This is a genomic window from Corynebacterium aquilae DSM 44791 (assembly GCF_001941445.1).
GTDB lineage: Bacteria > Actinomycetota > Actinomycetes > Mycobacteriales > Mycobacteriaceae > Corynebacterium > Corynebacterium aquilae.
Map to the genome: position 1 here is coordinate 1664644 of NZ_CP009245.1, position 12427 is coordinate 1677070.

Genomic DNA, 12427 nt, shown 5'->3' on the forward strand with positions numbered 1-12427 from the left:
GTTGCCCTCCTACCAAAAGGTGGGGGCAACGACCTTGTGCGTAAACGGCTCTATTTCTCTTGCGCCAGCTGATCTTCGGCGTCGAGCCACTCATCAACCCAGTGGGTGACCTGATCAACGACGCCATCAACATCCATGCCCAAATCCGCCAGCAAAGCATCACGGCTAGCGTGCTCCAGGAACTGCTGCGGAACCGCAATACGGCGCACCGGAACATCGATCTCAGCGGCAGACAACGCCTCAGCGATCAGCGAACCCACGCCACCGTGAATCATGCCGTCCTCGACCGTCACCACCATGTCATGGTCGGCAGCCAAAGCCACCACCGAGGGCGCCACCGGGATCACCCAACGCGGATCGATAACCGTGACATTGATCCCCACCGCATTGAGCTCAGCAGCCGCAGCCAAACAGGTATGAGCCATCGCGCCAACGGAAACAATCAACACATCGACCGGACGCCCCTCGTCGTCATCTACCTCGGCGGTAGCCGCCACATGCACCTCGCCATAAGCAAGCACATCAACGCCGTCGTCAAAGGTTTCGATCGCCTCAATGGGGGCCGGCAAGTTACCCTTCGGGAAACGCACCACCGTCGGGCCATCATCAACCGCAACAGCCTCGTCGAGTAGCTCACTGAGCAACACCCCATCACGGGGAGCAGCCACCCGCACTCCGGGGACGATGCCACACATGGACATATCCCACACACCATTGTGGCTAGCCCCATCAGAGCCGGTAATGCCAGCACGGTCAAGGACGAACGTCACCGGCAGCTTCATCAGCGCCACATCCATCAACAACTGATCGAAAGCGCGGTTCAGGAAGGTCGAATAGATAGCGACCACGGGGTGCATCCCGCCCAGCGCGAGTCCCGCCGCTGAAGCGGCAGCATGCTGCTCGGCGATACCCACGTCGAAAAAGCGCTCCGGGAACTTCTCCCCGAACTTTGCCAACCCGGTAGGCCCAGCCATTGCGGCGGTGATCGCAACGATGTCTTCACGCTCTTCACCGAGCTCCACCAGGCGCTGAGCAAAAGCTTTCGTCCAGCCCGGCTTCGACTCCGCCACCGGAACACCGGTCGCCGGATTAATCACCCCGGTCGAGTGCATCAAGTCGGCAACATTGTTTTCCGCCGGGGCATAACCACGCCCCTTCTCAGTGACCACGTGCACGATGATCGGACCGTCATAGTCGCGGGCATAACGCAAAGCATGCTCGAGCTGGTTAAAACGGTGCCCATCCACCGGGCCGACGTACTTCATCCCCAGCTCGGGGAACATGGTGCTCGGCAGCACCGTGTGCTTCACGCCCTCCTTGAAGGCGTGCATCGCCTCAAAAGTTCGTTTGCCGACCCATCCCATAGAGTTCAGGGTGGTTTTGCCCTTCTCCATCACCTTGTCGTAGAAGGGCTGCATCCGCAGATCCGCAAGGTTATCGGCCAAACCGCCGATTGTCGGTGAGTAGGAACGACCATTGTCGTTGACCACGATGACAACGTTGCGATCCTTATCTGCCGCAATATTGTTCAACGCCTCCCAGCACATTCCGCCAGTCAGCGCACCATCTCCCACCACTGCGACTACACAGCGGTCGGATTGGCCACCAATGCGAAACGCCTTAGACAGACCGTCTGCATAGGACAGGGATGCTGAAGCGTGGGAAGATTCCGTCCAATCGTGATCCGATTCGGCCGGGCTGGTGTAACCGGACAATCCCCCACGTTGACGCAAAGTATCGAACTGGTCGCGACGCCCGGTCAAAATCTTGTGGACATACGACTGGTGGGAGGTATCAAAAATGATCGGATCGTTCGGAGAATCGAACACCCGGTGAAGCGCCAATGTCAGTTCCACCACGCCAAGATTGGGACCCAAGTGGCCGCCGGTGGCAGAAACCTTCTCGACGAGGAAGTTGCGGATTTCCTGAGCCAGAAGATCCATCTGGTCGTCGTCGAGCGCCGTGAGATCAGCAGGCGATGTCAATGATTCAAGGATGCTCATGGGCGAACGCTAAAAATCCTTCTCGTCAAAATCCCGTTACTTTTCTCAAGGGCTTGCGCCTGGCTTTTTAGGGGCTGCTAAAAAGCCATACCCTTCACACGTGCGAACACGCTCAACATCCAAGGGCGCTACGAGCAACTCGGGGTTTTAGTCACTCGAACGTGGCACACCAGACGACGGCAACAGCGCAGGGCTATATGGTTTCCGTCGTCCAGCGACCACAGCTGAACTCGATACCCCACAGCGTAGCTAGTGGATGCATTCGCGCTCAGGCTTGGGTGGTTATCCGACTAGTCTACGTCGCAGGAACCAACAGTGCGAAAGTCTCACTATGGTGCGTTGCCGGGAACGCATCGAAGACGACAAGTTCAGCGAGACGATATCCACCGTCAGCCCAGGTCGCAATATCCCGGGCGAAGGTCGCGGGGTCACAACCAACATGTATGACCGCGCCCGGTTTCCGCTCACAGACACCACGGATGACCGACTCGCCCGCCCCTTGGCGAGGCGGATCGCACACCACGATATCGGGGTGCGGCAGATTCGGGATGACCTTCGCACAGTCGCCACCGTGGAAAACCACGGCGTCGCTATCGCCGCGTCCCGGTTCGGAATCAACCACATGGGCGACAAGCGCAAACTGGGCCTGCTGGGCTGCCCGCACAATGGTGTGGGCAAAGACGCCAACCCCACCAAACAAATCCCACGCAATCAATTCGCGGGCAGACGACTGCTCGCTGTCGTCTGCGCCCAGAACCACGCGAACCCAATCAGCAATCACGGCGTCATAGGCCTGCGGGGCTTGACTGTGGGCTTGCCAGAACCCTTCCACGGGAACCGTGAAAGTGTGGCCGGCAACGTCCTGGTTCAACAGGCGAGGCCCCGCCACCGCGGTAGTCACCGTGCGGGCCCGACGCCCTCGAGAGGGGGCGCGAACTTCCACGATGCCTACGGCTCCCGCTGAGTCGATTCCCGCCACCACTTCGCTGCCGGGGGTGTAAGGCCCACAGTTGTGAATCTGCGCCCACAACGTGGGCTCGACCTGACTGCAGGTATGCCCGGCAACCACTTCGCGGGACTGCGCCCTGCGCTGTCCCGCGTGCCCTTGAGCATCGACACCGAGGCGCACGCGGGTGCGCCATCCGGTTGTCGGCTCCAAGGATCGCAATTGTGGGGTGATACCGAGTTCTGTGGTGTCGATTTGGCCGATTCGCCTAAGGCAGTCTTGCAGCACCTCGACTTTAAGTTGACCTGCCACATCCGGGGCGATGTGATGGTAATCGCAGCAGCCAGCCCCCTGAGAGGCAGCAGCACACGCGCCAGCAACCCGCTGCGCGGAAGGCTCAACAACCTCTATCAGGCGCGCGCGAGCGAAGTTTTTCTTCACCTGAGTCAGACGGGCGCGCACCTTTTCGCCGGGGATCACCCCGGAGATGAAAACCACCCGGTTGTCGAGGGTGGCAATAAATTCGCCACCGGCGGCGGGGCGCAGAACGTCGAGGACGACGACGTCGCCCACCGCCGGGGATGCGGCTAGGTCATCACTCACTTGTCGTCGGCCTTCATCTGGTCGAGCGCGCTCGCCTGGGCGGTGTCGGGTTGCGGCTCAGCTGCAGCTTCTTGTGCGGCAGCTGCCTCAGCCTGACGCTGCGCTTCCATCTCCGCGACCTGAGGCGCCCACTGATCTTTGTTTTCCATGGCGTTGCGCACCTGGTTGGCCAGCGCCTCGGGAAGTTCGATCGGCAAAGAGTTGCCGGGCGGGAAGGGCTCGTCGCCACGCTTGACGAAGGTGCGGGCAATGACTTCACGGCCAAGCAGCGCCATGTCGTCGGCACGGTCGGCGGGGCCTGCCAAGGTCATGCGCAGCAGCCAACGGGGGCCGTCCACACCGATCATGCGGATCACGGCTTCCCCGGCGCGCCCGACGACTTCGCGGCCCCAGGGGCCGCGTTCGACGGTGACGTCGAGTCCGTCGGCGCGCATGCCTTCTGCGATGTCGCGGCAGGCTTCACGCCATTGGCCGGCGGTGCGGGGGGCGGCGAAGGCGACGGGGGTGATGCGGCCGTGTTCGGTGACGATGTGGAGCAGGCGGGGGCCTTCGGGGCCCATTTCGACCTGGACTTCGGAGCGCAGTGGCAGGGGGATTTGCATGGATCCTAGGTCGAGGATGCCGGCGGAGAAGTCGGAGAAGTCGAATTCGTCGAGGGAGACGGAGTTGGCGTCGAAGGGGCCTTTTTCGCCTTCGACTGCGTCGTGGAGGGGGTCCGGGGTGTCGAAGTCTGCGTTGAGCCCGGTGACGGTGTTGTCTTCGTCGGGGAGGTCGGTGGGGGTGTCGTGTTCGGTGGTGGGGGTGTGGTTGGGGTCTTCGTCGTCTTTTTTCTTAGCGAAGGGCCATAGAGCCATGGGGGTTCGTTCCTTTTGTTGGTTTTTGTCTGTGCGCCCGAGTTTACGTGGTGCTGTGGTGGTGTTGGGGTGGGGGTTGGGTGGTGTGGCGTTTAGTGGGGGTGGTTGTCGGTGATGCCGGTGGAGCCGTAGCCGCCGGTTCCGCGGTCGGTGGTGTCGAGTTCTTCGACTTCGGTGAAGTCGACGAGTTCGACTTTTTGGATGAGTAGTTGGGCGATGCGGTCGCCGCGGGTGATGTGGATGGGTTCTGCGGTGTCGTGGTTGATGAGGCAGACTTTGATTTCGCCTCGGTAGTCGGCGTCGATGGTGCCGGGGGTGTTGACGACGCTGAGGCCGTGTTTGAGGGCTAGTCCGCTGCGGGGGTGGATGAGGCCTACGTATCCGAGGGGCATGGCTAGGGCGATGCCGGTGGGGATGAGTTGTCGTTGTCCGGGTTGGAGGGTGGCGTCGGTTGTGGCGTAGAGGTCGACGCCGGCGTCGCCTCGGTGGGCGCGGCGTGGGAGGGGGAGGTTTTTGTCGAGTCGTTTGATGAGGAACTGTGGGGTGCTCTGTGGGGTGCTGGTGTGGGTGGGGTGTTGTTGGGTCATGGTGTAAAGCCTAGCTAGGGGTGGGTGGCTTGGTTTCGCGGGGTGGTTTGGTGGTTGGGCTAGACTCTTTGTCTGTGTCCGCTGCTGATTTGAGTTCTTCGCCCTCTGTTCCCCGTGTGATTTATCAGGAACGCCAATGGGTTCCCTGGTCTTGGTGGATTTTTGGTGCGTTTATTGTTGCTTTGACGACTGCGCAGTTGGCCCATAATCGTTCGGTTGTGTGGTTGGTTGTGCCGGCTGTGGTGTTGTCGGCTGTGGCTGTGTGGTCGTTGTTGTCGTTGTCGTCGACCCGGGTGGTGGTGGAGGTTGATGCTGATGGTTGTCGGTGGTTGAAGACGGGTGGGGCGGAGCTTCCGTGTGATGTGGTGTCGCGGACGTTGGCTGTTCCGGCGACGGCTAAGCGTAATGCGATGGGGCATCAGTTGGATCCGGCGGCGTTTGTGGTTTCTCATGGGTGGGTTAATGAGATGGCGATGTTTGTTTTGGATGATCCGGAGGATCCGACGCCGTATTGGTTGATTGGTTCGAGGGATCCGCAGGCGTTGATTGCGGCGTTTGTGGGGCCGGATGAGGCTGGGTCTTCGGCTGGGTAGTTGGTGTTGGGTTGTGTGGCCTGCCCCCGTTTTTTGGGGGTGGGCTTTTTTGGTGGGTTGGGTGTGGGCATGAAAAAAAGGGCACCGGTGGGGTGCCCTGGGGATGTGGGTTGGGGTTAGGCGCAGTCCATGCAGATGATGGTGCCGTCGTCTTCGGTGTGGTCGATGCGGTTGCGTCGTTGGACGATGAAGCAGGAGCCGCAGGTGAATTCGTCGGCGCGTCGGGGGACGACGGTGACGTTGATGTCTTCGCCGGACAGGTCGAGGGTTGGCAAGTCGTAGGATTCGACGACTTCGCCGTCGTCGTCCACGTCGAGGCTGGCGTTCTCGGCGGCTTTGAGGCCTTCGAGGGAGTCGGTCTCTAGGTCGTCGTCGACGCGGCGACGTGGTGCATCGTAGTCAGTTGCCATGGTGGTTTCCCGTCTTGGTTGGCGTGTTGGTCCGGGGGGCATCGGGTGAGTGCTGGATGCCTGGGCCGCAGCGAGGTTTTTCGCTGCCGTGTAAGCGGTTTACGGGGGCATATTAAGCCACAATCTGGCTGTTGTCACCTCCATGACACGCCGTTGAGAAAAGGGGCTGGTCACGGGGCGTAAAAGGGGGACCTTAGTTGGGGTTTTGGTGGGTGTGGTCGGTGGTGTCGGGTAGTGGGTTCCATGCGCCGTGGGTGTGGAGGAGTTGGGCGAAGTCTGTGGCGGTGGTGGGGGTGGCGGCGAAGACGGGGATGCCGTCGCTGGCGCGGGTTTTAAAGGTGGGGATGATGACGTGTGCGCCGGATTCGGCGGCGATGAGGGCGCCGGCGGCGAAGTCCCAGGGGTTGAGGGCGTGTTCGAAGTAGAGGTCGACTTGGCCGGCGGCGACTTGGCAGAGGTCGAGGGCTGCGCTGCCCATGCGGCGGATGTCGCGGATGGTGCCGAGGAGTTGGGTGATGAGTGCGCCTTGTTGTTGGCGGCGGTGGCTGTTGTAGGAGAATCCGGTGGCTAGCAGGCTGGTGGGGAGGTTGTCGGGTTGGTTGCAGTGCAGTGGGTAGCGTTCGCCGGCTGCGTCGGTGAGGGTGGCGCCGCCGCCGATGGTGGCTTCGTAGAGTTCTTCGGTGGCGGTGTTGATGACGGCGCCGGCGATGATGTGTCCGTTCCAGGCACAGGCGACGGAGATGGCGGACATGGGGATGTTGTAGAGGAAGTTGACGGTGCCGTCGATGGGGTCGATGATCCATTGGAAGGCGCTAGTGCCGGTGATGTTGCTGCCTTCTTCGCCGAGGATGGAGTCGTCGGGGCGGTGTTGTGTGAGGTAGGTGACGGCGAAGTTTTCGACTGCCATGTCGCAGGCAGTGACGGGGTCGCAGGCGGCTGATTTGGTGTGGTCGACGGTGTGGGCTGTGGCGTCGCTGTTGAGGGTTTGGTCGATGGTGGCCAGGCCGCCGATCGCGATGGCGCGGGCGTGGGCGGCGAGTTCTTCAAGGTCGATGCCGTGGGTTTGGAGGGTGTGGCGTAGTTCGGCGGGGTCGTGGCCGATAGTGGGCGGTGGGGTGGGGTTGGTGGTGTCGTTGCTGTGGGGGGTTCGGCGGTTGTGGGGGTTGTGGTGGTAGTCGTAGGTGCGGATGCCGGGCTGGGCGAGCCAGGCGGTGGGGTCGGTGGCAGTGAAGGCGATGGGTTGGGGGTTGTGGTTCATGGTTTCTATGGTGACGCAGTGTCGCCGGTTGGCGCTACAGGGGTGGTGGTGCCCCCTGTGCGTGGCGGGATGGGTGGGTGCAGGCAGTAATGTACAAGTCATGAGCAATCTTGGATTTGGCATTGATATTGGCGGTTCGGGCATTAAGGGCGCCGTGGTTGATTTGGATAGCGGCGATTTTGTGTCCGAGCGGATCAAGATTTTGACTCCGAAGCCTGCGACTCCCCAGGCGGTTGCTGCGGTGGTTGCTGAGATTGTGTCGCAGGCGCAGTGGGAGGGCCCGGTGGGGATTACGGTGCCGTCTGTGGTTATTGATCAGATTGCGTTGACGGCCGCCAATATTGATTCCAGTTGGGTGGGGGTTGATTGCGCGGAGTTGTTTGGCCGGGTGCTTGGCCGTGAGGTCTATGTGCTCAACGATGCGGATGCGGCGGGTATCGCGGAGGTTGCTTATGGGGATGAGCAGGCGCGTAGTGGTGCCACGATTTTGTTGACCTTTGGCACGGGTATTGGTTCGGCGTTGATGGTTAATGGTGTGTTGTACCCGAATTCTGAATTGGGGCACATGATCATTGACGGCCAGGAGGCGGAGGCGTTTGCTTCGTCGGCGGCCAAGGATCGGGAGGAGCTGCGGTATAAGGAGTGGGCCAAGCGGGTCGATAAGGTGCTGCACGAGTTGGAGCGGCTGTTGAATCCGCAGGCTTTTATTGTTGGCGGTGGCATTTCCCGGAAGGCGGAGAAGTGGGTTCCGCGGTTGACGGTGAAGGCCCCGGTGTATCCGGCGCGTTTGCGCAATCGGGCGGGCATTGTGGGAGCAGCGTGGGCCGCTGCCCATGGGGTGCGTCCTTAAGGGACCCAGCCGGCTTGGTACGCCTTGGCCGCGAGTGCTTTCTGGTTTGCTGCTGCGACGGTTTTGGGTTGCTGTATCTGGCGCGTCGATGACACGTGCAAAAGTTTTGCGCTATGCTGGTGCGTTGACCGTGGACAACAGTTGACCGTTAGCAGTGATTCACCCATCTTGATTCACCTTGCATGCACGACGCTTCGCCTTTTGGCCTGACAGTGTCGATTTTTGTGGGTTTTGAAATCGCGCCACGCCCAACTTGTCACCGCTGCACGCAGCCAGTCCCGACCACCTTTGCGTTCGCATCTTTTGTGGGTGCGTTCGTTGCACTGTGAAGTCCCCGACCTTTTCGGTGGGCTTTGTGCTTTTTTGGTGCGCGGTTGACTGTTTGAGCGCCCGCGATCACATCACGGTCGGTTCACTTTCCTCCCGCTAGGGGGTGGGCGACCTGACGATTTTTACCGATCCGTGCGCATTCGATTCGACACTTTTGTCCCCTGCGATGCACATTTGCGACTTTTGATAGACCAGCGAAAGGGTTTACGTGGCAGCCACTGAAGGTTCTGACACCGCACAGACCGCGAGCGAGACCGCTACTCCTGCGGCCAAGAAAACCGCCGCCAAGAAGGTAGCGAAGAAAGCTGCCCGCAAGGCGGCTCCTCGCGCAGCCCGTACAGCCACCACCGCCGAGGCCGCTGAGGCGACCCCTGCGAAGAAGGTAGCGAAGAAGACGGCCCGCAAGGCAGCTCCGAAGGCTGCTGATGCCGGGGCAGTCGACGCGACCACCGCCGAGGTTGATGGCGCAGCCCCGAAGAAGGCTGCAAAGAAAACCGCGAAAAAGACCGCCAAGAAAACGGTGAAGAAGGCCGCCCGCAAGGCCGCTCCGAAGGCCACGGCGGTCGCCGAGGACGTCACCGAGGACGACGCACCCGTCGCCAAGGCTGCGAAGAAAACCGCCAAAAAGGCTGCGAAGAAAGCGGCTAAGAAGACTGCGAAGAAGGCAGCTAAAAAGACCGCCAAGAAGGCCTCCACTAAGGCTGCGGTTGCCGAAGACACCTCCCCCGTCGAGGAAGACACGGTCGTTGACACCGAGGACGAGCTCGTTGCCGACGACGATTTCGCAGATGATGATGAGGACGACGACTTCATCGACCTGCCCGCCGACGACGACAGCGAAGACGCCGACGAGGACGAGGACGACGACGAAGAAGACGAAGGCGCCAACGTCTGGGACGAGGACGAATCCGCTGCACTGCGCCAGGCACGCAAAGACGCCGAGCTGACCGCCTCGGCCGACTCCGTCCGCGCCTACCTGAAACAAATCGGCAAAGTCGCCCTGCTCAACGCCGAGCAGGAAGTCTCCCTCGCCAAGCGCATCGAGGCCGGCCTCTACGCCGACTACGTCATGGAGCAAATGGAAGAAGCCGTCGCCGCCGGCGACAAGGACGCCAAGCTCACCCCCGCCCGCAAACGCGATCTGCGCCTGATTTCCCGCGACGGCCGCAAAGCCAAAAACCACCTCCTGGAAGCCAACCTCCGCCTCGTGGTGTCGCTAGCCAAGCGCTACACCGGCCGCGGCATGGCCTTCTTGGACCTCATCCAAGAAGGCAACCTTGGCCTGATCCGCGCCGTCGAAAAATTCGACTACACCAAGGGCTACAAGTTCTCCACCTACGCCACCTGGTGGATCCGCCAAGCCATCACCCGCGCCATGGCCGACCAAGCCCGCACCATCCGCATCCCGGTGCACATGGTCGAAGTCATCAACAAGCTCGGCCGCATCCAACGCGAGCTGCTGCAAGACCTCGGCCGCGAGCCCACCCCCGCGGAACTGGCCAAAGAGATGGACATCTCCGAGGACAAAGTCCTCGAAATTCAGCAGTACGCCCGCGAACCGATCTCCCTGGACCAAACCATCGGCGATGAAGGCGACAGCCAACTCGGCGACTTCATCGAAGACTCCGAAGCAGTCGTCGCCGTCGACGCCGTCTCCTTCACCCTGCTGCAAGACCAACTCAAAGACGTCCTGCACACCCTCTCCGAGCGCGAAGCAGGCGTGGTCAAACTCCGCTTCGGTCTCACCGACGGAATGCCGCGCACTTTAGACGAAATCGGCCAGGTCTACGGCGTCACCCGCGAACGCATCCGCCAGATCGAATCCAAAACCATGTCGAAGCTGCGCCACCCCTCCCGCTCCCAGGTGCTGCGCGACTACCTCGACTAAACCAAACCCTCAAGCTAAAAGCGCTTGGGGCCACACACCACGTGTGGCCCCAAGCGCTTTTATCGTCCCGCGGCTACTTCTCCCCCACCCGCCACATCCCAGCGTCCCCCACACCGCCAACAGCAGGCCCACCAGCCGGCGCAAACCCAACGCCCGCACGCAGCCGATAATCAGACGCCAACCCCCGCTTGCCGTAGGCCAACCGCCGGTGCAAAGCCTCAAATGGGCCAGGCTTACCCGCCTTCTCCAACGCATACGCGCCCACCAAGGTCAGCAACCACACGCACACCCCCACCACAGACATTTCGAAAGCACCATCACCATCGGCCAGATGCAACCCATAGTGCGCCACCAGGAAGCTAAATAGGAAAGACTGCGCCACATAGCCACTCATCGACCGCTTACCTAAAGCCGCCAGCATCACCACCACACCAGGTACCGGCGACACCTCACCGTCCGGCTGGCGTTCCAGCCGGGCCTGCACCGGAATCATCGCCAGCGCAATCATCGCGACAATGGCCGGACCGGTAAACAACCCAACAATCTGGTTCAGTCCGAAAGCAATCAAGGGATTCAGCGGGATCCACCCCAGCGAAGATGCCGCCATCACAGACCCCATCGCCACCATCACCGCCAACCCCGCGCCGGCAAGCACAACCAGCAAGCGTCGGTGCTGCTGCGGGTGGGCAAGTACACCCCGGCGCGCCATCAACAGCCCGACGATCATCAACGGGAAAAGCATCAATAGCTCAACGATAAAAGTGAGCGGTGTCAGCGCCACAATCAATAGTCCGCCTTTGACCTGGTCCAGGTAGGTTTCCGGAGTGGAAAACAGCTGTCCGGCGCCGGGAGTGTTGGTGGCCGTGGCATCGGGTTGAAGCAGTAGTAGTTGGAGCACCCCGATAACAAGGTAGATGGCGAACATGCCGGAGGCGATGGCGATGAGGATTTTGGTGCTCAGGCGGCACAGCGCTGCCAGCAGCATGCCTGCTAGCCCGTAGAACAGCATGATGTCGCCCCAGAAGATCAACACGCAGTGGATGAGCCCGAAGATGGCTAGCAGTCCGTAACGCCACAGCAGTACTTTCAGCGCCGCTGCGTGGCTGTAGTGGCGCCTGTCGAGGGATTGCAGCAGCATGCCCACTCCGAAGCCGAGCATCGTGGAGAACATGGCGACACCGCGCACATGAACGAAGATTGCGCCGAGGAAGATGGCGATGATATCGAGTGTGCTGCCGTCCACCACGCCGCCGTAGAGTTCGCCGGGAACCTTGTTCGGGGTGGTCCAGAAGGTGGTGACGTTGGCGACGGCGATGCCTAAAAGGGTCAGTCCCCGGGCCACATCTGGGGTGATCAGGCGGGTGGCGGACGGTGGTGTGCTGTTGCCAGGTGTCATGGATGCAGTCCTTTTAGGTGGTACGCAAAACCCCTGTCCGCGAGCGAAAGCTCGTCGTGCGAACAGGGGCGTGAGTCTTCATCAGGCGCGTGGCCTGTTGCTTGCGGGCTTATCCGAAGCGGTTTTGTGCGTGCTGCTCGACGCAGCTTTGGTAGGCCTGCATCTCCGGGGAGCCCTGCTCGGCTGCCGGGGGCTGACCGCAGGCTTCGACGGCGTCGCTGGCGATCCACAGGCCGAAGGCGTAGAAGGCGGTGAAGGCGAGGCCGGCCAGCAGGCCCAGGATGGACAGCACCAGGCCGCCGATTGCCATGCCCTTGCGCTGGAAGGGGCCGACGATGGTCTTGGCCTTCTTAAGTCCCTTGATGCCGAGGATCAGGCCGATGATGCCGAGGATCACGGCGATGACGGCGGTCACTCCGAGAACCAGGGAGGCAATACCCAAAACGAGGGCCCACACGGCGACGGTGTTTTTCTGCGGCTCGCCGAAGGGCTCGGTGCCGTAACCGGTGCCGGGGTAGCCGGCTGCCGGGTAGGCGGTGCCGTAAGAGTTGTCGGCGGGCTGTGCGTTTTCCGCGGGGTCGTTGGTGTAGGGATTAGTCATAAGTTTTTTCTGCTCCTGTGGCGCCGGTTGTAAAGCGCGAACATTCGTCGATGTTTCGGGTCACTAACTCTAGCGTGTCGGGCGCAAGCGTGCCCCACGGGTGGGGTG

11 protein-coding genes are annotated in these 12427 nt (G+C 61.4%); 3 read left to right on the top strand and 8 right to left on the bottom strand.

Annotated elements, in window-relative coordinates; all coding sequences use genetic code 11:
* Nucleotides 1-50 precede the first annotated feature (50 nt).
* The 4 genes from dxs to dut all read right to left on the bottom strand — a co-directional run bounded on the left by dxs (nt 51) and on the right by dut (nt 4993).
* Nucleotides 51-2003, bottom strand: coding sequence for a 1-deoxy-D-xylulose-5-phosphate synthase (gene dxs / locus CAQU_RS07040; protein ID WP_075726424.1), 1953 nt, complete (start codon nt 2001-2003; stop codon nt 51-53).
* A gap of 295 nt (nt 2004-2298) precedes the next feature.
* The gene (locus CAQU_RS07045; protein ID WP_075726426.1) at nt 2299-3552 is read right to left on the bottom strand and encodes a class I SAM-dependent RNA methyltransferase; all 1254 of its coding nucleotides are present in this window, start codon (nt 3550-3552) and stop codon (nt 2299-2301) included.
* Entirely contained in the window at nt 3549-4406 is an 858-nt protein-coding gene (locus tag CAQU_RS07050) for a DUF3710 domain-containing protein (RefSeq protein WP_075726428.1), read from the bottom strand. The genes CAQU_RS07045 and CAQU_RS07050 overlap by 4 nt, the downstream gene beginning before the upstream one ends.
* Nucleotides 4407-4498: 92 nt before the next feature.
* Nucleotides 4499-4993 (bottom strand): dUTP diphosphatase, encoded by a 495-nt coding sequence (dut, locus tag CAQU_RS07055; RefSeq protein WP_075726430.1) that lies wholly within the window; start codon nt 4991-4993, stop codon nt 4499-4501.
* 74 nt (nt 4994-5067) lie between these two features.
* Here dut and CAQU_RS07060 point away from each other — a divergent pair, with 74 nt between their 5' ends.
* Entirely contained in the window at nt 5068-5586 is a 519-nt protein-coding gene (locus CAQU_RS07060; protein WP_075728515.1) for a DUF3093 domain-containing protein, read from the top strand.
* 116 nt (nt 5587-5702) lie between these two features.
* On the opposite strand, the gene CAQU_RS07065 is transcribed toward CAQU_RS07060, so the two are convergent.
* Together CAQU_RS07065 and CAQU_RS07070 are read right to left on the bottom strand one after the other, a co-directional pair.
* Nucleotides 5703-5996: a DUF4193 domain-containing protein gene (locus CAQU_RS07065; RefSeq protein WP_075726432.1), complete on the bottom strand. Its 294-nt coding sequence runs from the start codon at nt 5994-5996 to the stop codon at nt 5703-5705.
* A gap of 193 nt (nt 5997-6189) precedes the next feature.
* Nucleotides 6190-7254, bottom strand: a complete 1065-nt coding sequence (locus CAQU_RS07070; RefSeq protein WP_157108941.1) for an inositol monophosphatase family protein — start codon at nt 7252-7254, stop codon at nt 6190-6192.
* Between the two features lie 100 nt (nt 7255-7354).
* On the opposite strand from CAQU_RS07070, the gene ppgK reads away from it, so the two are divergent.
* Nucleotides 7355-8104, top strand: a complete 750-nt coding sequence (gene ppgK, locus CAQU_RS07075) for a polyphosphate--glucose phosphotransferase (protein WP_075728519.1) — start codon at nt 7355-7357, stop codon at nt 8102-8104.
* A gap of 538 nt (nt 8105-8642) precedes the next feature.
* Nucleotides 8643-10322 (top strand): RNA polymerase sigma factor, encoded by a 1680-nt coding sequence (locus CAQU_RS07080; RefSeq protein WP_075726434.1) that lies wholly within the window; start codon nt 8643-8645, stop codon nt 10320-10322.
* Between the two features lie 73 nt (nt 10323-10395).
* Here CAQU_RS07080 and CAQU_RS07085 read toward each other — a convergent pair whose 3' ends face one another.
* Together CAQU_RS07085 and CAQU_RS07090 are read right to left on the bottom strand one after the other, a co-directional pair.
* Nucleotides 10396-11718 (bottom strand): DUF418 domain-containing protein, encoded by a 1323-nt coding sequence (locus CAQU_RS07085; protein WP_075726436.1) that lies wholly within the window; start codon nt 11716-11718, stop codon nt 10396-10398.
* Between the two features lie 109 nt (nt 11719-11827).
* Entirely contained in the window at nt 11828-12319 is a 492-nt protein-coding gene (locus CAQU_RS07090; protein ID WP_075726438.1) for a hypothetical protein, read from the bottom strand.
* Nucleotides 12320-12427 lie beyond the last annotated feature (108 nt).

Bases quoted from the DNA above. Each gene is read 5' to 3' on its own strand.
- CAQU_RS07065 (WP_075726432.1), bottom strand. From the start codon at position 5,996: ATGGCAACTGACTACGATGCACCACGTCGCCGCGTCGACGACGACCTA.
- CAQU_RS07090 (WP_075726438.1), bottom strand. From the start codon at position 12,319: ATGACTAATCCCTACACCAACGACCCCGCGGAAAACGCACAGCCCGCC.
- dxs (WP_075726424.1), bottom strand. From the start codon at position 2,003: ATGAGCATCCTTGAATCATTGACATCGCCTGCTGATCTCACGGCGCTC.
- dut (WP_075726430.1), bottom strand. From the start codon at position 4,993: ATGACCCAACAACACCCCACCCACACCAGCACCCCACAGAGCACCCCA.
- CAQU_RS07050 (WP_075726428.1), bottom strand. From the start codon at position 4,406: ATGGCTCTATGGCCCTTCGCTAAGAAAAAAGACGACGAAGACCCCAAC.
- CAQU_RS07085 (WP_075726436.1), bottom strand. From the start codon at position 11,718: ATGACACCTGGCAACAGCACACCACCGTCCGCCACCCGCCTGATCACC.
- ppgK (WP_075728519.1), top strand. From the start codon at position 7,355: ATGAGCAATCTTGGATTTGGCATTGATATTGGCGGTTCGGGCATTAAG.
- CAQU_RS07070 (WP_157108941.1), bottom strand. From the start codon at position 7,254: ATGAACCACAACCCCCAACCCATCGCCTTCACTGCCACCGACCCCACC.